We start from the raw sequence: 25,009 nt of genomic DNA on the forward strand, positions 1-25,009 counted from the left end.
GGAGAGCGAGGGCAAGGCTATGTCGTTACATCGTTACTTTTGCACCGACATAAAGGAAACGACCAACGCCCGATGAAATTGGGTAGCTCAATTGGTCAAAGGCCGGCTTTTCATCAAAGATATTGTTGACGCCACCATAGAAGGTGAATTTGTCATCTACATCGTAAGCAAGCCGAACATCATGCTCCCAACGCTCCTTGAAGTAGAAGTAGCGTGGATCGGACAAGTCGGGATTAGCCGCCAACTGCTCGGTCGTGAAACGGCGGGTCTTGCTGAAATAATTGACACCATAGTTGATGTTGAACCCGCCCAATTGCCAATCAATATTGGCGGATCCACGCCAGCGTGGATTATACGCCTCCAACGTGTCATCATCAACGTCGGCGCCTACAGTCGGAACAAAGGTAATTTTGTCCAGATAGCCACCTGTTAGGTTGAAGTTGAACGTTCCGATATTGTCGGTTGGCATACGGTAATTGATTGTAAAGTCACCGCCGGACGTTTCAAATGCGGCAACATTTTCAGGGCCGACGATAAAGCCGTTGCGCTGTAGTGGATCATTTCCGTCTCCCAGCACAAACCCTGTCCCTTGGGCTCGGAATATGTTCTGACAGAACACGTTGTCGATGGTGGGCTGATCTACGCACAACTCGGCTACCTCGGTCGCGCTCGGCGTATTGATCGCACCCTTGATACGAATATTGTACCAGTCAAAGCTCATCGACAGCCCCGGAATAAAGCTAGGACGCAAAACGACGCCTGCCGTCCACGTCTTTGCTTCCTCCTCGCTCAGATTGGGATTGCCACCAGCCAAGCCGCGCCGTGACGTGGTTGCCTGTGGGTCTGTCGAAGGACTGAATGTTGCAATCTGTGCAGGCGTCAGACCCAAACCGGAAAGAATCGCGGTACAGTTAGCTTGGCGGAACTGTGTACCGTCATTAAGTCGCGTAACATCGCACGGATCGGTCACAAATGCGAAGGTCCCAGATTGGGGAGAGAAAAGCTCTCCAATGTTGGGCGCCCTGACGGCTTGTGAGTAAGACCCGCGAAAACGGACATCAGGGATTGGCGCGTAGATACCATCTACTTTCCATGTGGTCGTTTTTCCAATCGTCGAATAGTCGGAAAGCCGGATAGCTGCCGAGAAGGACAATAGGTTGGCAAAGGGCATATCGGCCAGAATGGGCGCGTTAAGCTCAGCAAAAACTTCTTTTACGTCGAATTTGCCGGTGCTTGGCTGCACAGCCGCAAAGTCCCGCAAATCGCCGGACTGGATCAGAGCATCAGGCGTATCGCTGCTGCTTTCTTTGCGATATTCTGCACCCAAAGCGAAGCCCAGCGGGCCACCCGGCAAGGTGAACAGCGCATCGAAATCACCCGAGACCGATCCCGAGACGACATGTTGCGTAATGCGTGAACGATTGGTGTTATTCGCCAGAACAAAATCCAAAGCCTCCTGCGAGGCTACGCCATTACCCAATATGTTGAGGGGACGGCACGGGCTACCTGCGCCGGGGGTGAAGGTAGATGCAGGCTGGTTGAAGTTATTCGGGTCGATATTGGACAATGGGTCCAAGGTAGAACGGCAAACAATTTGACCTGTTGCAGGATCGCGCACCGCATCAAGTGCGGCAAAATAGCGATCGCCGATGAGGTTGCTCGTTTGTGTACCAGCCGCGGTTGTGCGACCGAATACGTAAGAGACTTCGTATCGTGCGTTATCGGAAATATCGCCTTCAACACCCGCTACACCGCGATAGGTTTCACGCTTGATCGACTCCCCGCGCACGCCGAAATCGAAGTTATCGCGCGAAATGAGCGCTCCGTTCGTGGTGTTTGCAACCCCGAAACGATCATTCAGAAAGGCATTGTCTGGCGCCAGATAGGTGAAAAAGTCAAAGCTTGGCTGCCCGACGGAATAGGCGTTTGTCCGCACATATTTTCCTTCGAGAAACACCTTGAACGCCGGTGAGAACTCATAACTTGCCAAGGCGTTTACCGCATGCCGGCGCAACGACGGCTCCAGATCGCCAAAATATCCTGCGGTGGGTGTATTGGAACCCCCTTGGGCGCGGCCGCCGGACGAGGGAATGGGCAAGCCGCGGTCGTACACAAGACCGCTACCAGTAAAATCTGGAATCCCGTCAAGATCGAGGTCGACGGCACCGTCGGGTGCACTGTCTGCCCAGCTCAAATTATTATACAGAATGCGATCCGGTACATTTGGATCATCCGGAAAATCGTCCCGGTTGCGGAAAAGTCCGCGATTCACCTGCGGATCTCCGCTGAAATCCCGGTCAAAGCTGCTCAAACGATCGCGATCGCTGAACTCATAGGCCAGCGCGATGTTTCCGCGGTCGCCGGCGAAATTCTTACCGGCAACAATGGAAAAAAAGCGTGTGCCTGCATCGCCTTTGTCAGAGATGCCCACTTGGCCACGAGCGGTAACGCCGTCAAAATTCCGCTTCAGAATGAAGTTCACAACACCGGATACACCATCGGCACCATAAATCGCGGACGCACCACCCGTCAGAACATCAACGCGTTCAATCAGATCTTGCGGAATGGAATTGATGTCGACTGACGCGGTATTGGGGATGCCGGCAACATGACGTTTGCCGTTGACGAGCACAAGCGTCCGGTCGGCGCCCAGATTTCGCAGATCGAGGCGGTTCACGCCTGTCTCGCCAAGGCCTGCATCAGCCCCGCCGGATAATGAGCCGCCGATAGAAGCCGTCAGCGCGGGATTACGGATAAGCACGTCGGTTACGTTAACTTGACCCGATTTTTCGATGCTTTCTCCCGATACGGCGACGACAGGGTTTGCAACATTCAATTCCGGGCGCGCGATGCGCGAACCGGTAACGACAATCGCTTCGCCTTCATCAGCTTCAGTAGCTTCGGGGACAGGCTGGGTGTCCTGCGACTCTTGCGCGACCGCCATATTCGGCATCAACACAGAAAAGAGCGCCGCAATTGAGACAGACAGGGAGAATTCGCGCATCCGCGCATTATGATTTTTCATCGGGTACTCCAGAAGATAGCTTTATCGTGATCGCTGTCCCCTGAAACATCGCGACAATATTTGCCCGCGAACAAGTTGAGACCCGCAACCTTGATGCCAAATGAACATGGCTCGCCGCTGTTCCATCAATCGAAACATTCTGCGGAACTGTGACATAAATGCACCAAATTCTGCGGGTCTCGTTTTGGTCGAAGCCGCTTTTTGCTTGAATTTGCCCCATCACACGGTTAAGGGGCCGAGCATAACGCCGCACTCGTTTGCGGCAATTTTCGTTTTTAGCCTTACAAAATGGCGGGTTTAAGCCATTTTGCCGATTCGATACCGGAGTGAAGTTTTCTTATGCAGATCATGGTTCGCGATAATAATGTTGATCAGGCCCTACGCGCGCTGAAGAAAAAGCTGCAGCGTGAAGGCGTGTATCGCGAAATGAAGCTGCGTCGCCATTTCGAAAAGCCTTCGGAAAAGCGCGCCCGTGAAAAGGCTGCTGCTGTCCGTCGTGCCCGCAAGATGGAACGTAAACAGCAAGAGCGTGACGGCGCGAAATAAGCGTTATTTGCTCTGAACAGGGAAAGCGCCGCTCCGGCGCTTTTTTTGTGTCTGGAAACCACCGTACATTCTGCTAGTCAGCGCACAACTTTAGCGATCAGGAAATAGTCCATGTCTGTAACCGCCGTTCCCATTCTACCGATCAAAAAAGGTTCGCTCACCAAGTTCTGGATCGGTGCAGCCTTGGTGCTTGCCACTGGCGGTGGACTTGCCTGGTGGGGCACCGCAGATGTTCGGCACGAATTTGGTGACGTGGTCACAACGGAATCGGGACTGCGCTACAAAGTGCTGAAGGCTGGTGAAGGCCCATCACCCACGGATCAGGATGTAGTCTTGATCAAATATGTCGGCCGCCTGAAGGACGGAAAGATTTTTGACCAGAACCCGCAAGCGGCCCTGCCCGTAAACGGGGTGGTGCCTGGTTTTTCGGAAGGTCTGAAAGTCATGCAGCGCGGCGGACAATATCGTCTGTGGATTCCAGCAAGTATCGGATATGGTTCACAAGACCAGCGTAACCCGCAAACAGGCGAAGTTGCGATACCCGGTGGCAGCGAACTGGTTTTCGACGTCGACCTGCTCGAGTTCAAATCACGCGCCGAAGTCGACGCGATGCAGCGCCAGATACAGGAAATGCAAAAGCAGGGCGGTGCTCCTGGCGGCGGACAGGCAAGCGGTGCTCCGCAAGGCCTGCCACCCGAAATTCAGGCGCAAATCGATGCGCAGATGCAGGCCCAACGGACCCAATAACCCTGACAGTGGCTTCGCCGCTCTTTAGGCGGTCGCTAACAGCCCCTCGTCCCTGATCCGCTTCTGCCAATAGGTTGGGGCAAGCTGGTGCACATTGTTGCCCTCACTGTCGACCGCGACGGTGACAGGGAAATCCTGCACTTCAAACTCGTAAATTGCTTCCATACCAAGATCTTCGAAGCCTACGACCTTGCTTCCCTTGATGGCGCGGGCAACAAGATAAGCCGCACCACCCACCGCCATCAGATAGGCGCTCTTATGCTTGGCAATGGCCTGTGTCGCGGTCGGACCACGCTCGGCCTTGCCGACACAGCCGAGCAAACCTTGTTCAAGCATCATGTCCATAAACTTGTCCATTCGCGTGGCGGTGGTGGGGCCCGCAGGACCTACAACTTCCTCACCCACCGGATCGACCGGGCCGACATAATAGATCATCCGACCTTTGAAACTCACCGGCAACTCTTCGCCTTTGGCCAGCATGTCGGCTATCCGCTTGTGCGCCGCGTCCCGGCCGGTCAGCATCTTGCCATTCAGCAACAGCCGGTCGCCCTGTTTCCATGCCTGCACATCGGCAGCAGTCAGCGTATCAAGGTCAACGCGCTTAGCCGCGGCATCAGGTTTCCAGTCAACCTTCGGCCATTCGTCTAGCTTCGGTGCCTCCAGAAATGCTGGCCCCGAGCCATCAAGTGTGAAGTGGGCATGGCGCGTCGCCGCGCAGTTGGGAATCATCGCGACAGGCTTGCCCGCCGCATGGCATGGCGCGTCCTTGATCTTCACATCCAAGATCGTCGACAGTCCGCCAAGCCCCTGCGCACCGATACCCAGCGCATTTACCTTGTCGAATATCTCGATCCGCATCGCCTCAATGTCATTTTGCGGTCCACGCGCCTTAAGCGGTCCCATGTCGATAGGTTCCATAAGCGCCTGTTTGGCGAGCAGCACGCAATGTTCCGCCGTACCGCCAATTCCAATACCCAGCATTCCCGGCGGACACCAGCCGGCGCCCATTTGTGGCAACATTTCGAGCACCCAATCGACAATATTGTCCGATGGGTTCATCATCTTAAACTTCGACTTATTTTCGCTGCCGCCACCTTTGGCGGCAACGTCAACCGTGACTTTGCCTCCCGCAACCAGTTCGACATGCAACACGCAAGGTGTGTTGTCCTTCGTATTGCGACGGGTGAAAGCGGGATCGGCGAGGACCGACGCACGCAGCTTATTGTCTGGATGCAGATATGCACGGCGTACACCTTCATCGACAACTTCCTGCAGTGATTTGGATGTATCGTCCAGTCGACAATCCATGCCCCATTTAACGAATACATTGACGATACCGGTATCCTGACAAATCGGACGATGCCCCTCGGCACACATGCGGCTGTTGGTCAGTATCTGCGCAATGGCATCTTTTGCCGCCGGCGATTGCTCCGCCTCATAAGCTTCCCCCAACGCGTGGATATAATCCATCGGATGGAAGTAGCTGATATATTGAAGTGCGTCGGCTACGCTTTCGATCAGATCGCTCTGGCGGATTTCTACAGTCATTTACAGTTCCTGTCCGATGGTCAGTTGCCATCGCCCTTAACGATCGAATCGTCAGATTCAACCTTTTGCGCATGTCAGGACTCTGTAACGACGCCATTCATCTCGGGTTAAAGAACTGTTCATTTTAAATTCATTTAATAACAAATCTTTTAAATCAAATTACCTCAATTAGGCTTCTATTATCCGATGAAGTGAGTGACTTCATCGGTCGAATTGAAAATTGATCCATTTTTTAATTGGAAATGTGAAACATAGTTTGCATCTTATGCATTAAGCAATGTGATATTGCTCAGAAGACAGTGATATTATCTATTTTATATATTTATAATATAGAACAACAACTGTTCTATATTAAAACTTGCAGGAGATTTTTTATGTTACGCATTTTAACCGCATCCAGCCTTATTGCGTTGGCAGCAATTCCCGCCATGGCGCAACAGTCGGACCCTATGGCGCCCCCCTCGCCCGCCGATGCAACGGGTACGGTGGAGGCTCAGCCGGTTGCTGAGCCAGCACCTGCACCAGAGCCGGCCCCCGCCCCCGCTGCAACGCCCCAAACCCGCGAACAGCAGGTAGCGCAGCTGGTTGATGCTGAATTTCCTGCTTATGACGCCGACAAAAGCGGCGATCTGGAAGAGCCGGAATTCACGAAATGGCTTCTTGCCCTTCATGCAGCAGGCGGCGATGCTAAGTCCAAGGCAATGGACCAGACCGCGAAACTGAAATGGGCGAAAGATGGTTTCGCTGCAGCAGATACCGATAAAAGCAAGAAGATCAGCAAAGCTGAAATGAGCAAATTTCTTCTCGGTTAAACCGCTCCTCTCCCCAAAGTGAAAAGACGGGTCCTGTCTTCGCGAGATGGCAGGGCCCGCATATTTTCATTCAGGATTGAGAAGAAAAACAACATAGCCTTTAAATTCGGAATCTCGGTTCAGGTCGTCCGGTGCCTTCCAAACACCATTTTGCACAAGACCAATGCGGTAAGGCAATTTCAGCCGCGATAGGCTTTTAAGGTAATTTTCATATCCTGGAATCGTATGCCGCCCTTGGTAAGTTTGCAGCACAACCTCATCAACGACGCCCGCCAACCGGTTCAGGTCGGTACTGTCACCTTGTGCACTCCAGTCGAGCAAGCCGGTAATCCCCAAGCGCACGTCCCCCGGTAAGGAAGAACGCAATTCCGCCAGGAACGATGCATAATTGGCCAGTCCCCGGGTCGCGGCATCGAAATCAATCTGAACTCCGACCACATTGTTTCCAGCAGTTTTCCAATTGGTGATATCATCCTTGATCTGAGGTAAAACTTCTTCACCCCAATCGAGCGTTTCAATACGATAGACAATCCATAAGTCAGCATGCCGCACGGCAGGCGTACCTGGTCGTAGAGAGATCAAGCGCGGATTTTTCGCGCCCCTCAGTTCCCCTTGCAATATGTAGATGGTTTTAGCCTGCGTCAGGACAGGTTGGGGGGCAACGCCAGCCCACAGCCAGTAGGAATCATATTCTGCAGCATCAACGCGCCGTTCCGCGGATTGGCACCCCACCAGTGCCAGCGCGAACAGAACCGTTGCTACGCGCTTCATCACATTACCAATAATAACGCAGCTTCTTTGCCCAAACGGAAGCGGGATATTGCTTTTTCAATTGATCGAACCAGGCCTTACGTTGCGACGTTGGTACGTCGGTCGCATCACAACCATTATAGCCCGCCGGGGCATAGCAATAAACGGCTCGATACAAAGCGTAGGCACGGTTTCCAGCCCCTGCTGCCGGATCGGCTATAACCGCCTTATACGCATCAAGGCGTGAAAACCGCTTCCCGGCAAATTGGCTCGGACTGCCACCCAATTCATCCTTTTCCGGCTGGTCATCAAGCGAACGTGTCACGCCATAATATTCCGGGTCCAATCCGTTTAAGCGGATGAATTCCCCTAGACAAAGCAAAGCGGTCGGGTCCTTTGGACGTACAGCCAGATTGGATGCAATCGTCTTAAGCGCCGGGCAAACGAAATCCGCAGAACCTGACCAGCGGAATAGCGCGATATCCGTATAGAGGGGCGATTCATAATCGTCGGCGGCCCGTCGCTTCGCTTGTAGGGGGATCAGCGGGAGATCCCTTAGAAACTCGCTGTAAAAACCGCGCGTCAGGTTTTTGTATAACAGCGTGTAGATGGCCACTTGCTTCTCCCGCGGTGACGCGCCCGACACCGCCAGATCGCGTAGCAAGGAAGGACCAGCCTGATAGCGCAGCAAGATTTCGCGAATATCGGGATCACGGATGATGCTGTTTGCGGCGAAAACTCTTTCAGCCGATCTGGCACGTTCATCGTGCAGCGCTAAAGCGAGTTCTGCGGCACCGCGTTGTTGCGGCAGTGCTGCGACCGACACGGCAGATACCAGTGCTGCACGAGCAGCGGGATCACCCAACGCATCAAGCGCGAGTGCACGCAGCATCAGGCGGCTAAAATCAAGATATCCGCCCGTCGACTTTGCGGCGGGTATCAGAGTTAAAACTTCGGCCGGATTATCCGCGACATAGAAAGCATGTGCCGCTTGCAAATAGCTAAACAGCTCACCCTTGGCTGCAAATGCAGGTTTGAGCGCATCAAGTGCGGCGCGGGTGACCGGTGGTGTGCCATAGTCGGCATATTTGGGATCGTCGGGCCTTCGCATATCGCGCAGCAGGATCACCGCCAGCAGCATGGGGTCTTTTACGTCTTCGGTCTTTAACTGCATTAAAGCTTTGATATCGAATTCCTGCACCAGATCGGGCAGGCTTACATTCCGTTTGGCGGGGTCGCCTTGTGCGAATTGCGTGGCATATTCTGCTGTGAGATCGTCCTTGCGGTTGCCGAGCCAATAGACGCGGCGAAGCAGGCCTCTTGCCGAGACGGCATATTGCCCCGCGGGATAGGCTTTCAGATAGTTTTTAAACTCCGTCTCCGCCGCCCGGATGCGGCTGTCGTCAGCGCCCTTTTCCGAAATGCCGCCATATTCATCAAATGCAGACAAGGTTGCATCATTAAGGGTCGTGCGGGCGAGCATGTAAGTGGATGCCTCCGCCAGCCAGGCCGACGCTTTTGGATCGACCCGTACGAACTGCGCATGCGCAGCAGCAAAGTCGCCGTCATAAAAAGCCGCCGCGCCGACAAGATAAGATGCAAACGCGCGCCCAACCGGCGATTGCACCTGCGCCAATGCTTCTTCGGCAACGGACGCTGCCTTTGTTTCGCCGGAGCATTCAGGTTTCAGCGCCGTGCGCACGGCCGTCAGCGTCGCCTTTTCGGCTTGGGTCAGGCCTTTGGCGCTCGCCACCGCCGCAATGAAGTCCGCGCCGGCGGCCAGATTGCTCATGCAACGGGTGCCAAATGGAAAATCCGTAGCGGTGTTGTCGTCTTTCCCGTTCGCTGGCGATGGCCCGAGCTTCAATGCAAAGCTTGCCCAGTCGAACGGCTCCGCCTCCCCCCGCCGTTCCACAATTTCATAGCTGTAGCGGCTGGCAGGGCCAACGCTGCCATGCCGGTCGTACAGGAGCATGAGCAGATTGACCCGTGTGTCGTTCCCCGGGCTCAGCAAGGCCGTACTGCTGCACCCGTTATAGTCGGTCTGCTTTACCTTCCAGTCGGGGTAGCAGGACGAATCACCGCTCGCACTGGCAGGCGAGGTGCATAAAAAGGTCAGGGCAATCACCAGCGCGGCCAGCATCTGCTTCATATCCATTCCCCTTTTGATTCCCGCAGTGGAATCAGCATGGCCCGCACCCCATATTTTGACAAGATGATGCGAAGCGCCGATCCGAAATCGGGGGATAAAATTCGTCCGGACCCCCGATGGAAAAAATATTTTCCAACTTTGATTTTCCGTCTTGCGCCCAAAAAAAGACTTAGCACATCCACGCGTCGCGCCCTGCGGCACGCTTGAGCCGTGCGACGAATGGAATCACAATAGCGACGAATTGAATGGTAAATTTACCATTTACCCTCTTGCGTCTCAAAATGATTGAGGCACTATAGGTAGCGGTTGGCCGTAGGGGGCATCACCACAGATTGTGCTTAAAGCAGCGGAACGTGATTCCGCCGAGGGGGAGATTTTTTCCGTCGATAAGCTGGGGACAAGTCGAATTTAGTCCCCTGCAGGGTACAAAAAATGGTAAGAGGGGGTTTCGCCCCTGAGTCGAACAAGACGGGAACATTTTTCCGTCTAAAATAATGGGCGGGTTTGGCCGGTGGGGAAGCACCATATGGCTGGTCAAACCGGATTAGGAATGGAGCAACGGGGTTAAATGGATTTCAGAGATACTGGCCAAGGGGCCGAAGATATGGTCGCAGGAACAACGGACGTGCTCGAAAAATTAGCGGTGGAAACAGAAACCACTACCGAAGAAAAGCCGAAGGCGGCAGCGAAGAAAGCTGCGTCCAGCAAAACGGTGGACGAACGGCGCTTTAACGTTGTCACCGATTCATCGCGTGACGCGCTTCTGACCGAATTCGGCAAAGACACTTTGCAGGATCGCTATCTGCTGCCGGGCGAAAGCTATCAGGATCTGTTCGCCCGCGTCGCGGCGGCCTATGCCGATGACGAGGCGCATGCCCAGCGCCTGTACGACTATATCAGCCGCCTGTGGTTCATGCCGGCAACGCCCGTGCTGTCGAACGGCGGCACCGGACGCGGCCTGCCTATCAGCTGCTATCTGAACTCGGTGGACGACAGCCTGGAAGGCATCGTCAACACCTGGAACGAAAATGTCTGGCTCGCCTCGCGCGGCGGCGGCATCGGCACCTATTGGGGCAGCGTTCGCGGCATTGGGGAGCCTGTCGGCCTGAATGGCAAGACCAGCGGCATCATTCCCTTCGTCCGCGTTATGGACAGCCTCACCCTCGCGATCAGCCAGGGTTCGCTGCGCCGCGGTTCGGCGGCCTGCTATCTCGACGTCTCGCACCCCGAGATTGAGGAGTTCCTCGAAATCCGCAAGCCATCGGGCGACTTCAACCGCAAGGCGCTGAACCTGCACCACGGTGTGCTGCTGTCCGACGAATTTATGGAAGCGGTCCGCGACGGTGCCGAATTCAACCTGCGTTCGCCCAAGACCGGCGAAGTGCGCGGCACGGTGGACGCACGCTCGCTGTTCCAGAAGCTGGTCGAAACCCGTCTGGCAACCGGCGAGCCGTACATCATCTTCTCCGACACCGTGAACAACGCGATGCCGAAGCATCACCGCGATCTGGGTCTGAAGGTGTCGACGTCGAACCTGTGTTCGGAAATCACCCTGCCCACCGGCCGCGACCATCTGGGTGGCGACCGCACCGCCGTGTGCTGCCTCAGCTCGCTCAATCTCGAAAAATGGGATGAGTGGAGCGTCGACAAGGCCTTTATCGAAGACGTCATGCGCATGCTCGACAATGTGCTGCAGGACTTCATCGACCGCGCGCCGGACGAGATGGCACGCGCCAAGTACAGCGCGGCGCGCGAACGTTCGGTTGGCCTCGGCGTCATGGGCTTCCACAGCTTCCTGCAATCGCGGGGCGTCGGCTTTGAAAGCGCGCTGGCCAAGTCGTGGAACATGAAATTCTTCAAGCATATCCGCTCGCAAGTGGATGAAGCGTCGATGATGCTCGCCAACGAACGGGGTGCCTGCCCCGATGCGGAGGAAATGGGCGTCATGGAACGTTTCAGCTGCAAGATGGCGATCGCGCCCACCGCGTCGATCAGCATCATCTGCGGCGGCACCAGCGCCTGCATCGAGCCGATCCCTGCCAATATCTACACGCACAAAACCCTGTCGGGCAGCTTCATCGTGAAGAATCCCTATCTGGAAAAACTGCTGCAGGAAAAGGCGAAGGACAGCACCAATGTCTGGAACAGCATCCTTGAAAAGGGCGGTTCGGTCCAGCATCTCGACTTCCTCAGCCATGAGGAAAAGGACACGTTCAAAACCAGCTTCGAGATTGACCAGCGCTGGCTGATCGAACTCGCCGCCGACCGCACGCCCTATATTGACCAGGCGACCTCGCTGAACCTGTTCATTCCGGCCGATGTGGAAAAGTGGGACCTGCTGATGCTGCACTTCCGCGCTTGGGAACTGGGCGTGAAATCGCTCTATTACCTGCGTTCAAAGAGCATCCAGCGCGCCGGTTTTGCAGGCGGAGTGGAGGCGGACAATACCGCCGAAGCCCCGGTGATCGAACTGGCCACGACCACGGACTATGACGAATGTCTGGCCTGTCAGTAAAGCGATAGCATAACGCCCTCCCCGACGCGGGAGGGCACATGAAGAACCCAATTCCTTTGGAGCCGATCCGATGTCCCTTCTAGAAGCCCGTAACAGCTACAAGCCTTTTGAATATCCCTGGGCCTATGATTTCTGGAAACGCCAGCAACAGATCCACTGGCTGCCCGAAGAGGTGCCATTGGGTGAGGATTGCCGCGACTGGGCGCAGAAACTTTCGGATCATGAGCGCAACCTGCTGACGCAGATCTTCCGTTTCTTCACACAGGCCGATGTCGAGGTGCAGAATTGCTACCACGAAAATTACGGCCGCGTGTTCAAGCCGACCGAAGTGAAGATGATGCTGACCGCCTTTTCCAACATGGAAACGGTGCACATCGCGGCGTACAGCCATTTGCTCGACACCATCGGCATGCCGGAAAGCGAATATAGCGCCTTCCTCGAATATGAGGAAATGGCCGCCAAGGTCGATTATATCCACCAGTTCGGCGTCGACACGGACGAGGATATCGCCCGCACGCTCGCCATGTTCGGCGGCTTTACCGAAGGGCTGCAGCTCTTCGCATCCTTCGCCATGCTGATGAACTTCCCGCGCTTCAACAAGATGAAGGGCATGGGCCAGATCGTATCCTGGTCAGTCCGTGATGAATCGCTCCACTGCGAAGGTATCACCAAGCTGTTCCACGCCTTCTGCGCGGAACGCGGATGCCTGACCAAGGCGGTGAAGGAAGATATTATCGACTGCTGCCAGAAGGTCGTCCGTCTGGAAGACAATTTCATCGACCTCGCCTTCGAAATGGGCCCCGTGCCCGGCATGACGGCAAAGGAAATCAAGCGCTACATCCGCTACATCGCCGACTGGCGCCTGGGCCAGCTCGGCCTGCCCGCCATCTACATGGTCGAAGACCACCCACTCCCCTGGCTCGCGCCATTGTTGAACGGCGTCGAGCACGCCAACTTCTTCGAAACCCGCGCGACCGAATACAGCAAAGCCAGCACCCGCGGCGATTGGGGCCAGGTATGGCAGAGCTTCGACAACCGCAAAAAGAAGATCATCGGTGTCGAACCGGAAGCGGAAAATGACAGCGTGGATATGTTTGAACAGGCCGGGGTTGCGGCGGAGTAGTCGGGAATCTTAGTTGACATTTTGTCACAATTGGCTCTAGGGTTGCCCCGTTGAAGTCAGGTGACGCTAGTCAGTCTGAAACGTCAAAGCTCCCGTTTTCTGCGGGAGCTTTGATCGTTTCAGGACCCCGTTCGTAAAGCGATGGGTTAGCCTTTGCTATTCGCGACACCTTTTCTACCAAAGCACTAAGGTCATAGACATTGCTCAAACGGCCTCGATTGTTTGCCCCATATCGAGCGACGCGGGTAATGATGCCCTTGTTTTCCAGCGATAGCAAAGTCCTCTGGACCTGCCTGCTGCTAATGCCGCTGCGTAAGGCCAATGTTTGCTTGCTTGGAAATGGCATCTGCGATTCTCCCCACCAATGAAAAAGAATTTGGCAAAGGATTACGAATTCAGTTGGGGAAATTTGAGAAGCTTCGTCAACGAACTGATTATATGCAATTAAGTGATTCGGGAGTATGGTAAAACCCCCTTTCGCGACGCCGTCACCCCATTTTTTTTGAGTCGATTGATTGATCTTTGCCATAAATGCACCATTTCTGTCTCTAACCTAATGACATTAATGCCCCTACCTGGAGACTAATATGTCTCCCTATATAGACATATCAGTTAATACGCAACATTGATAAGACGCACGATATGGGCGCATTCAAACTCGTACCTCTTGACATGCGCACGTTATTCTTTAAAAGGCAGCGTCGAAGGGGCGTCACCTGACTTCAACAATCAAAGCGCTCCTTCATTCAACCTACGAATGAGGAATTTTAATATGAGTGATTTGAAAAAGCCTGGAGAAAAAGCTGATCGGTCTGGCCAGTATGAAATTACCGGCCCTCGGGGCGGTGGAACTGGCGCGGAGCGGACAGTCACAAGGGGCGAGCCTTTGCCACCCACGCCGGAAAGGGGTCAGCGTTATCGACTTGTCGATCCTACAAAGCACTAAATAATTGGGTGCCCCGAGCGGTAAGCTCGGGGCATTTTACTTAACGCCACCTCACCCAACTACAACTAGCCGCCAAGGCGACAAGTCTGCGCAACCCTCTCCCAATGGGGGAGAGGGACATGTTATCTTTTGAATAACTCGTCTGGAGTTGTTTCAAGCGCTGCTGCGATCCGCATCAGCACTTCTAGGCTAGGGTTACGGCGGCCACGTTCGATGCCACCCGCATAGGTCAGATCAATTCCGCTATCGACGGCAAGTTGTTCCTGCGTCAGGCCCCTCGCCTTACGCAACCGCTTCACATTCTCCCCGATGATGGCTTTCCAGTCCTCCATACACAAGAGAACAAGACCAGTGGACAGAATTACACTAGGGACTATAGTCCCTATTTTCCGTTCATGGTCGAATGAAGGTCGATGCACCACAATCAATGGATAGGCGCCGATAAGAAAAAGCGAGGTAAAGACGTCGCTTTAAAAATCGAAGCCGCGCTGATCCTTATGCTGCAGTTTTGCGCGCTGCTGGCTCTCTTTTTCTAGGCGTGTGAAACAACCCCCTCTCTCCTTAAAGGGAGAGGTTGGGAATTGATTCAGGCCGACATCTCCGCGCTGTTATCCGCACTAAGCATATGTGCCACCAAAGCCGTGTCGACGGATTCGGCCAGTGAGCGTACTTTACCGGAATCGTCAAACTCCCACATATTCAACAGCTCGGTCAGGTGGACCGGGCCGCCGCCTGTGGACACTTCGACATGCAGCCGGACCACGGCCCTGTTGTCGTCCACCACCCAATCTACCCTTTTGACGGTGTGGAATTTGAATGTGTCAATCAACTCGCCAATCGCGGCGCGGGCGTCATTTTTGGCGCGCGATTGTTCGCCCAGTGTCTGGGGTGCGCCCAGCATTTCATAAGTGGACCCGTCGGCCCAGAATTGGTCAAACATTGCCTTGTCGCCGGCGATGCGCGCGGCATAAATCTGGTCGATGGTGTCGAGTATCTGGTCACGGGAAATCATGCTGGTCCTCCCTCCGACTCGATGGCAGGGGGCGTCGAGTCCGGGACAGGATATAGGAAACGGCCCGCCGCGCCAATTGGGGTGGGGTGCGCTTACCGGCTTAATGCCTGCCGCTGTTGGGAATTTTGATTCCCTAAAAGGAAGAAGACACTATTGCGTGACTTTGCGGCTGGGTGCCTTTTGTCTTCTTTCCCTTTTTCCTTCTGGCGAAAGATAATCGGCCACCGGCCGGGACAAAAAAACCGCCGCAGCTTTCGCCACGGCGGTTCTTTTCAGCCGGTGTTACCCGGCGTCAGACTAGAAGCGTACGCCCACGCCGACGACGGCCTGGTGACGATCGAAGTCGGTCTCAAGGTCAAAATCATCTTCGCCGATGTCGATATTCTTGTAGTTGGAATAGCGATATTCAGCCTTGATGAAGCCGCTGGGTCCGAACAGGTTGAATTTCTGCTCGATGCCAGCGCCCAGACGGTAGCCGTCGGTGGTGACGCCATTGTTGTAGATGGTGCCCGCACCATTGTCGAAGCGGCTTTCGAACTTCGCGTTGGTGTAGCCGCCCTTGGCGTAGATCATGGTCGATGGCGACACGGCAAAGCCGAGACGCGCGCCGACATAGAGATCACGGTCGGTGTTCAGGCTGAAGCTGTCGCCTGTGGTGATCAGGTCGTTCGCCGAACCTTTCACATCGGAATCGGCAAATTCGCCTTCGATACCGGCGATCACGCCACCAAGCTGAAAGTCATAACCTGCGTTGACGCCGTACATCAGGTCGCCCTTGCCTTCGCTGACATCGTCATAACCGACGATCCCTTCGATATGGGGGCCGGTGAAGGGCGCTTCTTCCTGTGCGAATGCAGGGGTGATGGCGGCGGAGGAGAGGAGTGCCGCGCCTAGGAGATATTTACGCATTAGATTTTTCCAATTTTTATCAAACCTACCCTGCTGCGTGCAGGGCCGACAAGAAAACGGACGGGTTCCGATAAGGGTTCATGAATATAAAATAACAAGAATCTGTTACTTTATTGCAACAGTCGGCCTTTTACTCCGGATCAAATCGTGTCGTCGGCGATCGTACGGGTACGCCCGTTATCGTCAAAATCGCCAGGTTCCAGGCCGTCTTCGCCCAGCATGCCAGGTTCGTCATCATCGCTGCGCTCACCGCGATAGGCATCCATGTCGATGACCCCGCTGCGCTCCATCTGCTCCATATGATCAACGACATCCTGTGTGTCGTCCGGGATGATCTGTGCCGGATTAGGGGCGCCGCCATGTTCGCTATCTTCGCCCGACAGGTCCGGCGCGCTGCCATGCGTCATGGCTTCACCCGCGACGGTCTGCGCCTGTGTATCTTCGTCCGCCTGCTCGCGGTTTTCAGGGGCGGTTTTGGGGGTGTCGGATGCGGTCATGGCAAAAGCCTCCTTGGCGTGTCGGGGATGACAGCCAAACGCGGCAACAGGGCGGGTGTTCCCAGCGACCTAAATCAGGATCGGGAGTTTTAGCACCAGGGGCGGCGGCCGCCCTGATACCAGCGGGCAAGGCCTTCATCGACCAGCATTTTTCCAAGACTCTGGCCTCCGCGGGTCAGCACGCGTAACTTGCGGCCATAGCGATCCTCGTCGCGGTCAATGGGTTGCAAGGTAAAGGGGCCTGCATTGGCAAGCTGCAAAAGACGGTGAGTCGCAGCCTTGCCCAGCCGGCCCTCTTCGGCGCAGCGGGGCGGGTTGGTTTCGGGTGTATCAATGTCGGCAATGCGGATTTTGACGCCTTCATAATAGAGCGTGTCGCCATCGACGATGCAATTGATGCGCGGTCCTTCGCCGCAAAGGGTGAAGGATGCGCTTTCTGTGTCGTTGCGGGTTGCGGCGTTGGTCGCAGGGGCGGAGAGCGTCCACACACCCCAAAAGGTCGCGGCGCCGAGGACGAGCGCAAGGGGCAGGATCGGCTTGAAGTCGCTGAAGCCGGTTGATGAACGCTTTGTGGAATTCCTCATGCGCCGACTTTGCGCATGAGGAAGTCAAGATTTGGCTAATGCTCAGTCCGGAGCACCCTTATTTTTTGGCAGGTGCGCCAAATACCTTTTTGTCGACATATTCGACAAAGTCCTTCGAAAACGCATCGCGCAGTTCGGCCTTTGCCCGATCAACATCGTCGGCTGTTTTGGGCGGGAAATATTCCAGCGGATTTTTTTGACCCAGATCAAGGAATGCGGCGGCGCATGGGGTTATCCCAAAGCCAACAACCCAAGGAGCCCGTCATGGATGTTTTGCAAATTCCCTATGTTGCCCTGTTTACCGGCATGGTTTCGGCCTTCGCCCTTGCCATGCTGTACGCAACCATATCGGAAGCCTTGCATAAATAAGGCAGGCTATTCCACCGCCATCAACTGGCTTGGAAATGGTGCGACCAGCTTCGCGGCCTCGTCCCATTTCGCCGTCAGCCAGGTCTTGTAGTCAGCCTCCTGCAAGATAACCGGCATCGCCTTTGGATGCAGCGGTGCGACCAGCGGGTTGGGCTCGCAGGTCAGGAAGGCGAACATTTTCTCCCCCTCGGGCGGCGACACCCCTCCCGTCGTCGCCCTACCCACCCGGCGCCAGATGCCTGCAAAGGCCGCAACCGGACGGTCGGTGACCGTGAACCAATGCTCGGCACGCCCCTGTCCCATTTTCGGCTCGGCAAAGCGGGTGAAGGGTACAAGACATCTCTGTTCGGGCTTGGTAAGCATAGAGCGCCAGAAAGGGCTGGCGAGATTGCGGACATTTGTGACATGCTTGGTCACCGTCGTCCCTGGCCGCTTTCCCGGCAACGACAGCGGTACGCCCCACGTCATCAGATCGACCACCGCCCCACGGGCCGCCACATCCTGACGCACAACAGCCGCCTCGCGCCGCGGCCAGATCTCTTCTTCCAGTTCCGTCGCGCGCGGCGGAACGGTCTCGCTCAAGCTCCAGGAAATATATTCGCGCCATGTCTGTAAAAGTGCCTGCGCGTCCGGGTTATTTGCGTAGTGATTGCACATGGAAATTAGTTTAGGGGCTCACCCCGACAACGCAACTCCTTCACTACCGAGCTGGACCTCCGATGCCCGAAACCGCCTTCAAGATTTTCACCGCTGACCAATGGGCACAGTTTCAGGCCGATGGCATATTCCATGGCGCACCCGTCGATCTTGCCGATGGCTACATCCACCTGTCTGCTGCCGACCAACTGCAAGCTACTCTCGACAAGCATTTTTCAGGGCAAACCGGACTCGTGATTGCCGAGGTCGACCTTTCGGTTCTGGGTGATCTTGTGAAGTGGGAAGTGTCACGCGGCGGTGCGTTGTTCCCGCACATTTACGGGGCCTTGCCTGCCAGCGCAATTATCGGTGAACCGGCATTTACCTCCTGAACGATAGCGCCTAGGGCATCGTTATGGCCGATCTTTATCTCAAAGCACTCGAATCCGAACGCCGCAGCCTGTGGGCGACCGCGCGTCTTAAAGGATTGCCGAAGGATTCGCCGGAACGTTTACGTATCGCGGTCCTCGACGCGGACATTGCCGCGCACAAAGCGAAGAGCAAATCGCCCTCCAAATAATTAGGCCCGCCCCGCGGGTTGACGGGACGGGCCTTCCGCTCCTTGGGCACTGCTAGGGGTGCCGCGGGAACTTCAACGCATCCGGAAAAACTCCCGATCTGCGTCCTCATAAGCCTCTGGCTCTGCATCTTGTGACCGATCAACGGGCCGTTCGTCCGCATGGTCATTATCGATATCTTCGCCCGTCGCGGTCATTGCTGCATCGGTGCCAAACTTGCTCGGCCGGACCGGAGGCGATGCTTTTACATGGCCGGTCCCGGCTCTCTGGGCGATGGGTCGCTCTAACGGGGTGGGGATCATCAAAGGTTCCTTTGCTACTCTCGTACAGGAACCAATGCGTGCCGATAGCTTTCGTTCCGGCCTATTCGGCAGGAATCGATTGCAATTCCGACGAACGCCTATTGTGTATTTATTTGCCCGCTGACCAGTCAAAGGCGATGCGTGTTTCACCTGCGGCGGCGCCCTGGGCGTCAAAACGCCGCTCTGAAATGAAACCCGCACCTTGTCGATTGACGGCAATCACCGTGCTGCACCGTGTTCCATAAACAGGATTGCGGATAAATATCTGCTCTGCCGCCGGACTATTATCCGCTTCGTCGGCCAACAGATCGAAAATCTGTTCGGGATGCCCTGCCCCATTTGAAAGCCAGGTCGCAAAGGCCAGCTCCAACCTGTCCTTTCGCGGCCATGGGTCGCCATCCGGCGCGTTTGAAAAAAGCTGGATCCCCGTACTCAAAACACGCCGTACCGCGGCCGGTCGATTGGCAAAATACTCGGCCTGCGCCATATCGCCTATAATGAGATTGAAAGGATTAAAGCCGTCCAGCCCCTCTGGTCGCGTTCCGTCCGCTAGCCAGTCCGCAACAAGAGCCCCGCGCGATTGCTTTGCCGGGTCCGGACCTTGGGGATCACGGATATTGGTAACAACCGCGAAGCGACCCGCCTTGGAAACGCCCATCCAAGTGCCGCCGGACACCAGGTCCCGTCCGGCGATGATCCCCGTGGCATCGGGCCAGATATGGACAGGATCGGAAGCGCGGGCATGATATTCATCCCGGTTACCGGCAACCAGCAAAGGCCATTCAGGATGAACATCCAATCCAACGACGACGACACACATGGCGGTTCCTTCTGCTACAAGCGCGACACAAAGGCCCGTATGACCAAAGGCGTCAGTTAAAGAGCCTTTTCGTATATCCGGTACACTTTATTCACGGTGCCGCCCACGGCTTCACCAACCGATTTCATAGGACCATTACTGGCGAGGACCCAACCGAAGTCCCCCCGGACCGCGCCAAATTTCGAAACCGAGTCGCGACGGATATATTCGACCAGCATCAACGCCAGCTGGCTTGCCATGCGCGTAGACTGAAGCTTTTTGACGACGCCCATCAAGGGCACGCGCATTGTTGTCACCTTGGGTTTGCGGAGCCACCAAAGCAGTTTGGCCCAGTTGAACGGAAACAGGCTGCCGCCGAAATTCTTCAGCTTTTCATTCAGATCAGGGATGGTCATCATGAACGCGACAGGCTCACCGTCGACTTCGGCAACCCGAATAAGGTCTTCATACACGATCGGCTTCAGCTTTTTTCCGGCATAGGCAATTTCGGCATCGGTAAACGGCACAAAGCCCCAATTGTCACTCCACGCATCGTTCAAGATGCTCAGTAAGAGGGCTGCCTCTTCGTCAAACCGGCTTTTGTCGACGCGGCGTATCCGGATTTTATCGGACCGCTCACCCATTGCCACAATACGGTTGCTAAGCTCCGGCAATCCCTTGTCGATGGGCAAGTCATAGGTCAGCAAATCCTGCACGCCTGCATAGCCTGCCGCTTCGATCCATGGGGCATAGGCAGAACTGTTGAAGCCCATCATGACGACCGGCGGATGGTCGAAACCTTCAACCAGCAAACCGGGTTCATCCCACATTGCAAGGCTGATAGGCCCCATCGAACGCGTCATACCCTTTGCCCGCAACGCGTCTTCTGCGCGCGCAATCAGGGCCGTCGCAACTGCAGCATCTTCGGCTTCGAACAACCCCCAGTTGCCGCATCCCGGTCCCATGCCCTGCTCCGGTGGCTGCTTCAGCGCGAGATGATCAATATGGGCGGAAATACGGCCCACGACTTGCCCGGCCCGTTCGGCCAGGAAAAATTCCGCTTCACCATGTTCAAACCACGGATTCTTGCCGGGGGTTATCAATCCGTGCACCTCATCCTTTAATGGCGGCACCCAGTTCGGATCATTGGCATATAGGCGGAATGGAAGGTCAACAAAGGCTTTGCGATCGGTCTTTGTGACGACAGGTCTGATCGTAATTTCGCTCATTCGGTTTTCACTCATTCTTCGGTCCGCACAAGAACCGTCTCGCCAATCAGCAGGAACAGCAGAAACGGACCCCATGCCGCAATCCACGGCGGATATGCCCCCAGATTCCCCATCGCCAATGCAAAGTTATCGGCAACAAAATAGGCAAAGCCGAGTGCCATACCGATGACAGCCCGCAAAAATAGCGCACCTGACCGCGCAAGGCCGAAGGCTGCGACGGCACCCAGCAACGGCATCAACAGGGTCGATAGTGGCCCTGACAATTTGTGCCAGAGAATACCCTCCAGATTATCGGTCCGGCGACCGGCCGCTTTCAGATCCTGAATTGCACCCATCAAAGGAAAAAAGCCCAGACTGTCACCATCAACCTTGATGTAGTTGAAACGATCCGGCGTGATATTCTGCCCGACCGTCAAAGTGGGAAACTTCTTCTCCTCGGTCGTCGCAACGTCAAATGACGTGGCGTTGACGAGCAACCAGGCATCGCCTGTATAGCGCGCTTCGCTCGCCTTGATCACTTGGCGCAAGCTGCCATTTGCCCGCAGGTACAGGCTGACGTCCCCCAGGCGGGTTGCCGTCCCGGCTCCCGTGACGGTGCCAGCCTGGATGAGATCCTGACCTTCGCGTACCCAGACATTGGTTTTGACCCCGGTATCAACGGGAACCGGCCCGTAATCTTCCGCCTGCCAGACTTTTAAGCGTGCAGTATTGGGCGCGACGACCAGATCGTTAAATGTGAAGGAAAGCCCCGCGACTGCAAGGCTGGCAACAAACATCGGTGCCAGAATCTGGTGGGCTGACAGGCCGGCTGCCTTCATGGCAATCACTTCGCTATTCTGGCTGAGCGTTGCGAATGTAATCAAGGTACCCAGCAGGACGGAGAAAGGCAGAAAACGCGCAATGATCTGCGGCGCACGCATCCCGACATAGCGCAAGACATCGCCCTGATCATTGCCCGGAACCGATAAAATCTTGCCGCTTTCACCCAGCAGATCGAGCGTCATCAGGATGAGCACGAGCATCGCAAGCACGGCGAAGCTGCGCAAGAAGAACAGCTTCGCCATGTAAAGGGTGATGTTGCGCGAAGGGAAAAAGTGCATGCGCTATGACTCCGTTTCCGGCATGCCGATGGTCGCGAGGCGCGATTTGCGGCCGAAGCGGAACGTCTTGCGTATCGTCTTTCCAACCTTGTTTGCAAACACCTCAAGCGCACCAATAGGCTGGCCACCCGGGACGTGCGCGATGACATGATACATCCACAGGATCAAACCGGCAAAAAGCACGAAGGGTAACCATAAGGCGACAAAAGGATCGACGATTCCCATACCGCCCACGCCTTCGGCATATTCATTGATCTTGTGGTAGGTGACGACCATCACGATCGACAGGAATACGCCCAGCGCGGACGTTGATCGCTTCGGCGGCACCGCAAGGGCCAATGCCAAAAATGGCAAGAGCAGCATCATCGCTACCTCGACCAGACGGAAGTGGAAATTGGCCCAGGCCTTGTTTCGCTCTTCTACCGGTTTTTGGGCATTGCCGCCGATACGGACAAGTTCTGTGATGCTATACTCGCGATCTTTGCCGCCGCGGGCCCGGAAATTTTCGATGCTGGGCAACGGGATTGGAACATCGTGACTTGTAAAGCTCAAGACACGTGGCGTCTTATAGTTCGGCGCATCATGCACCAACGTGCCTTTTTCCAGCCGCAATAAAATCGTGTCCGGATCATCGGTGCGCAGAAATTGCCCTTTTTCGGCCGATACAGCGATCGATTGCCCGTTCTTGCTTTGGGCATATACGAACATACCCGACAGGCGATTGCCATTGTCCCGGCTTTCTTCAATGCGGACGGTCAAATTTTCGCCAACTTTGTTAAACTCGCCAACCCTTACCTTTGCGCCGAACGCACCCGACCGCAGTTCGAAACGCAATTCTTCATAGAGGTAGCGGGCGCTGGGCTGGATGAATCCGACGATAGCAAAATTGACGACCGCCAATGTTATCGCAAAGAGAAACGGCACCCGCAGCAATCGGAAATAGCTCATCCCCACGGCACGAAAAATGTCGAGTTCTGAAGAGGTTGCAAGGCGGCGGAACGCCAGCAAAATGCCAAGCAACAAGCCGATCGGGATGCCGAGCGACAGATATTCCGGGATCAAATTGGCCAGCATGCGCCATACGACGCTGACCGGTCCGCCTTCGGCCGCGACAAAGTCGAACAGGCTCAGCATTTTTTCCAGCAGCAACAGCGATGCAGCGATGGCGAGTGTCCCGAGCAGGGGCAACATCACGAGTCGGAAGATATAACGGTCAGTGGCGGTAATAAATTTCAACTTATGGTCGCCCTGTTACCCTAATTTGGCCGCAAACTCACCCGATAGACGCTATCAGGTTCAGGGGCAATATCGATGGCGTGCGTAAAGCAAAATCGCCGGAAATACTGTTCCAGGAGTTTTATGATGAATAAGTATGTTGCCCTTTTTGCAGTTTCAGCCCTCGCTTTTGGAGCGGGCACGGCTGTTGCCGGACAGGAAATCAGTAATGACATGTCGCGCTGCGCAGCAGGTAAGGGCCCTGCTGTTCTCGTGAGCGTCCGCGGCGTGAAAGAATCGGCAGGCAAGGTTCGGGTCCAATCCTATCCTGCGACCGGAAGCGCATGGCTTGCCAAAGGACGGTGGCTGCACCGCCTCGAAAGCCGGGCGAGTGCCGGGACAATGAATTTCTGCGTCCCTGTTCCTTCAGAGGGCCGCTATGGCATTGCTGTACGCCATGATCGCAACGGCAATGGCAAGACGGACATCAGCAGCGATGGCGGCGGTTTCTCGAACAACCCCAGCATCAACATTCTGAACCTCGGCAAGCCTTCGGTGGGCAAGGTCGCTTTTCAGGCCGGCCCCGGAGTAACGCAGATCACCATCAACCTGAAATATATGTAACGGAAAATATTTGGCACTGGTAGCGCTCCTTTCGAACCCCAATTCAACCGGCAACAGGTCGCTGCTGCCGATGGTTCGATCCTATTGCGCAAAAAATCCGGACATCTTCCATTATGAGGTGGAGGAAATCGGCCAGATAGCCAAGGCGCTCGAAATGATCGCCCGTGTGAAACCGAAGGTGCTGGTGGTGAATGGAGGCGATGGAACCGTCCAGTCGGCTTTGACCGAGCTTTACCATGGCGGCCATTTTGAAGGCTCGCCGCCACCGGTTGCGGTCCTGCCTAACGGGAAAACCAATTTGATCGCGCTTGATCTGGGCGCCGAAGGTGATCCGCTGGTTGCGCTGGAACGCATCCTTGAAGTCGCAAAAGGCGATTTGTCCCAGCATATTGTGGTACGTGAATTGATCGCCCTCAGCGATGGCAGCGAAGGTGCGCGTCCTGTGCTGGGCATGTTCCTGGGCGGTGCGGGGCTTGCAGAAACAATTCTCTATTGCCGGAACAAAATCTATCCGCTCGGCCTGCCCAATGGCCTCAGCCATTTCCTCGCGGCGATGGCTGTCCTCGTGTCGACCATCTTTGAAATGAAGGTCAGCTTCCTTCCGGCGCGGGCCAAACCGATCAGCGTGTCCTTTATCCGGCAGGGGGAATTGCAGGGCATCTTCTCGGTGCTGATCGTGACGACATTGGATAAGCTATTGCTCGGCGCGCAAGCCGGTGGAGCGCGTAAAGGGCTGATGAAGTTTCTGGCGGTGGACCAGCGGCCTTGGTCGATGCTGAAGATGATTGCTGCTTCCCTGCGCGGCAAATTGGGCCAGCGCACCATGGATGGCGTGCATTTTCAGGAAGGCGATACAATCCGCATTGAAAGCGAAAAAAGCAGCGTCGTGCTGGACGGCGAGGTATTCGTTGCCAGCAAAGGCAGTCCAATCGTGCTACGCTCGACTCCCCCAGTTCCCTTTTTGAAGCTGGCGGCCTAAGTTCGGCGTTCC

General features: G+C 55.4%; 25 protein-coding genes. 9 read left to right on the forward strand and 16 right to left on the reverse strand.

Annotated features, from left to right (window positions below; genetic code table 11):
• Nucleotides 1-25: 25 nt before the first annotated feature.
• Nucleotides 26-3,025 (reverse strand): TonB-dependent receptor plug domain-containing protein, encoded by a 3,000-nt coding sequence (locus FOM92_RS08785; protein WP_246087236.1) that lies wholly within the window; start codon nucleotides 3,023-3,025, stop codon nucleotides 26-28.
• Nucleotides 3,026-3,364: 339 nt separating this feature from the next.
• On the opposite strand from FOM92_RS08785, the gene rpsU reads away from it, so the two are divergent.
• A complete protein-coding gene (rpsU, locus tag FOM92_RS08790) occupies nucleotides 3,365-3,571 on the forward strand; it encodes a 30S ribosomal protein S21 (protein ID WP_125231027.1) in 207 nt (68 codons plus the stop codon).
• Between the two features lie 111 nt (nucleotides 3,572-3,682).
• Nucleotides 3,683-4,318: an FKBP-type peptidyl-prolyl cis-trans isomerase gene (locus FOM92_RS08795; RefSeq protein WP_143776497.1), complete on the forward strand. Its 636-nt coding sequence runs from the start codon at nucleotides 3,683-3,685 to the stop codon at nucleotides 4,316-4,318.
• A gap of 24 nt (nucleotides 4,319-4,342) precedes the next feature.
• Here FOM92_RS08795 and FOM92_RS08800 read toward each other — a convergent pair whose 3' ends face one another.
• On the reverse strand, nucleotides 4,343-5,866 hold the full coding sequence (locus FOM92_RS08800; RefSeq protein ID WP_143776498.1) for a fumarate hydratase: 1,524 nt from the start codon (nucleotides 5,864-5,866) through the stop codon (nucleotides 4,343-4,345).
• A 374-nt stretch (nucleotides 5,867-6,240) separates the two neighbouring features.
• Here FOM92_RS08800 and FOM92_RS08805 point away from each other — a divergent pair, with 374 nt between their 5' ends.
• Entirely contained in the window at nucleotides 6,241-6,678 is a 438-nt protein-coding gene (locus tag FOM92_RS08805) for an EF-hand domain-containing protein (protein ID WP_143776499.1), read from the forward strand.
• Nucleotides 6,679-6,744: 66 nt separating this feature from the next.
• Here the strand turns inward: FOM92_RS08805 and FOM92_RS08810 are convergent, their stop codons facing one another.
• Together FOM92_RS08810 and FOM92_RS08815 are read right to left on the reverse strand one after the other, a co-directional pair.
• Entirely contained in the window at nucleotides 6,745-7,449 is a 705-nt protein-coding gene (locus FOM92_RS08810) for a DUF3142 domain-containing protein (RefSeq protein ID WP_143776500.1), read from the reverse strand.
• 4 nt (nucleotides 7,450-7,453) lie between these two features.
• Nucleotides 7,454-9,580 carry a PA5441 family protein gene (locus tag FOM92_RS08815; protein ID WP_143776501.1) on the reverse strand — a complete coding sequence of 709 codons (2,127 nt, stop codon included), beginning with the start codon at nucleotides 9,578-9,580 and terminating at the stop codon, nucleotides 7,454-7,456.
• A 568-nt stretch (nucleotides 9,581-10,148) separates the two neighbouring features.
• On the opposite strand from FOM92_RS08815, the gene FOM92_RS08820 reads away from it, so the two are divergent.
• Both FOM92_RS08820 and FOM92_RS08825 read left to right on the forward strand, forming a co-directional pair.
• A complete protein-coding gene (locus FOM92_RS08820; protein ID WP_143776502.1) occupies nucleotides 10,149-12,095 on the forward strand; it encodes a ribonucleoside-diphosphate reductase subunit alpha in 1,947 nt (648 codons plus the stop codon).
• 70 nt (nucleotides 12,096-12,165) lie between these two features.
• Nucleotides 12,166-13,218 carry a ribonucleotide-diphosphate reductase subunit beta gene (locus tag FOM92_RS08825; protein WP_143776503.1) on the forward strand — a complete coding sequence of 351 codons (1,053 nt, stop codon included), beginning with the start codon at nucleotides 12,166-12,168 and terminating at the stop codon, nucleotides 13,216-13,218.
• A gap of 70 nt (nucleotides 13,219-13,288) precedes the next feature.
• Here the strand turns inward: FOM92_RS08825 and FOM92_RS08830 are convergent, their stop codons facing one another.
• The 7 genes from FOM92_RS08830 to FOM92_RS08860 form a co-directional block, all read right to left on the reverse strand.
• The gene (locus FOM92_RS08830) at nucleotides 13,289-13,747 is read right to left on the reverse strand and encodes a helix-turn-helix domain-containing protein (RefSeq protein WP_143776504.1); all 459 of its coding nucleotides are present in this window, start codon (nucleotides 13,745-13,747) and stop codon (nucleotides 13,289-13,291) included.
• Nucleotides 13,748-14,286: 539 nt separating this feature from the next.
• Nucleotides 14,287-14,463: a helix-turn-helix domain-containing protein gene (locus FOM92_RS08835; protein WP_246087237.1), complete on the reverse strand. Its 177-nt coding sequence runs from the start codon at nucleotides 14,461-14,463 to the stop codon at nucleotides 14,287-14,289.
• Nucleotides 14,464-14,750: 287 nt separating this feature from the next.
• Nucleotides 14,751-15,176, reverse strand: coding sequence for a nuclear transport factor 2 family protein (locus tag FOM92_RS08840; protein WP_143776506.1), 426 nt, complete (start codon nucleotides 15,174-15,176; stop codon nucleotides 14,751-14,753).
• A 297-nt stretch (nucleotides 15,177-15,473) separates the two neighbouring features.
• A complete protein-coding gene (locus tag FOM92_RS08845; RefSeq protein ID WP_143776507.1) occupies nucleotides 15,474-16,085 on the reverse strand; it encodes an outer membrane protein in 612 nt (203 codons plus the stop codon).
• A 140-nt stretch (nucleotides 16,086-16,225) separates the two neighbouring features.
• Nucleotides 16,226-16,582 (reverse strand): hypothetical protein, encoded by a 357-nt coding sequence (locus FOM92_RS08850; protein ID WP_143776508.1) that lies wholly within the window; start codon nucleotides 16,580-16,582, stop codon nucleotides 16,226-16,228.
• A gap of 89 nt (nucleotides 16,583-16,671) precedes the next feature.
• The gene (locus FOM92_RS08855) at nucleotides 16,672-17,166 is read right to left on the reverse strand and encodes a thermonuclease family protein (protein WP_143776509.1); all 495 of its coding nucleotides are present in this window, start codon (nucleotides 17,164-17,166) and stop codon (nucleotides 16,672-16,674) included.
• 375 nt (nucleotides 17,167-17,541) lie between these two features.
• Nucleotides 17,542-18,192: an SOS response-associated peptidase family protein gene (locus FOM92_RS08860; protein ID WP_143776510.1), complete on the reverse strand. Its 651-nt coding sequence runs from the start codon at nucleotides 18,190-18,192 to the stop codon at nucleotides 17,542-17,544.
• A 62-nt stretch (nucleotides 18,193-18,254) separates the two neighbouring features.
• Here FOM92_RS08860 and FOM92_RS08865 point away from each other — a divergent pair, with 62 nt between their 5' ends.
• Both FOM92_RS08865 and FOM92_RS15935 read left to right on the forward strand, forming a co-directional pair.
• Nucleotides 18,255-18,563: a DUF952 domain-containing protein gene (locus FOM92_RS08865; protein ID WP_143776511.1), complete on the forward strand. Its 309-nt coding sequence runs from the start codon at nucleotides 18,255-18,257 to the stop codon at nucleotides 18,561-18,563.
• A gap of 23 nt (nucleotides 18,564-18,586) precedes the next feature.
• A complete protein-coding gene (locus FOM92_RS15935) occupies nucleotides 18,587-18,751 on the forward strand; it encodes a hypothetical protein (protein ID WP_170226834.1) in 165 nt (54 codons plus the stop codon).
• A gap of 72 nt (nucleotides 18,752-18,823) precedes the next feature.
• On the opposite strand, the gene FOM92_RS08870 is transcribed toward FOM92_RS15935, so the two are convergent.
• The 5 genes from FOM92_RS08870 to lptF form a co-directional block, all read right to left on the reverse strand.
• Nucleotides 18,824-19,051, reverse strand: coding sequence for a hypothetical protein (locus FOM92_RS08870; RefSeq protein WP_143776512.1), 228 nt, complete (start codon nucleotides 19,049-19,051; stop codon nucleotides 18,824-18,826).
• Between the two features lie 109 nt (nucleotides 19,052-19,160).
• Entirely contained in the window at nucleotides 19,161-19,871 is a 711-nt protein-coding gene (locus tag FOM92_RS08875) for an NRDE family protein (protein ID WP_143776513.1), read from the reverse strand.
• A gap of 56 nt (nucleotides 19,872-19,927) precedes the next feature.
• Nucleotides 19,928-21,079, reverse strand: coding sequence for a GNAT family N-acetyltransferase (locus FOM92_RS08880; RefSeq protein ID WP_425473377.1), 1,152 nt, complete (start codon nucleotides 21,077-21,079; stop codon nucleotides 19,928-19,930).
• Between the two features lie 11 nt (nucleotides 21,080-21,090).
• The gene (gene lptG / locus FOM92_RS08885) at nucleotides 21,091-22,179 is read right to left on the reverse strand and encodes an LPS export ABC transporter permease LptG (RefSeq protein ID WP_143776515.1); all 1,089 of its coding nucleotides are present in this window, start codon (nucleotides 22,177-22,179) and stop codon (nucleotides 21,091-21,093) included.
• Nucleotides 22,180-22,182: 3 nt separating this feature from the next.
• Nucleotides 22,183-23,415, reverse strand: a complete 1,233-nt coding sequence (gene lptF, locus FOM92_RS08890) for an LPS export ABC transporter permease LptF (protein ID WP_143776516.1) — start codon at nucleotides 23,413-23,415, stop codon at nucleotides 22,183-22,185.
• A gap of 123 nt (nucleotides 23,416-23,538) precedes the next feature.
• On the opposite strand from lptF, the gene FOM92_RS08895 reads away from it, so the two are divergent.
• Nucleotides 23,539-24,018 (forward strand): DUF2141 domain-containing protein, encoded by a 480-nt coding sequence (locus FOM92_RS08895; RefSeq protein ID WP_143776517.1) that lies wholly within the window; start codon nucleotides 23,539-23,541, stop codon nucleotides 24,016-24,018.
• Between the two features lie 10 nt (nucleotides 24,019-24,028).
• Nucleotides 24,029-24,997, forward strand: a complete 969-nt coding sequence (locus FOM92_RS08900) for a diacylglycerol/lipid kinase family protein (RefSeq protein WP_143776518.1) — start codon at nucleotides 24,029-24,031, stop codon at nucleotides 24,995-24,997.
• Nucleotides 24,998-25,009: the final 12 nt, after the last annotated feature.

The sequence above is a fragment of the Sphingorhabdus contaminans genome (genome assembly GCF_007280415.1).
In the GTDB taxonomy this organism is placed as follows: domain Bacteria; phylum Pseudomonadota; class Alphaproteobacteria; order Sphingomonadales; family Sphingomonadaceae; genus Sphingorhabdus_B; species Sphingorhabdus_B contaminans.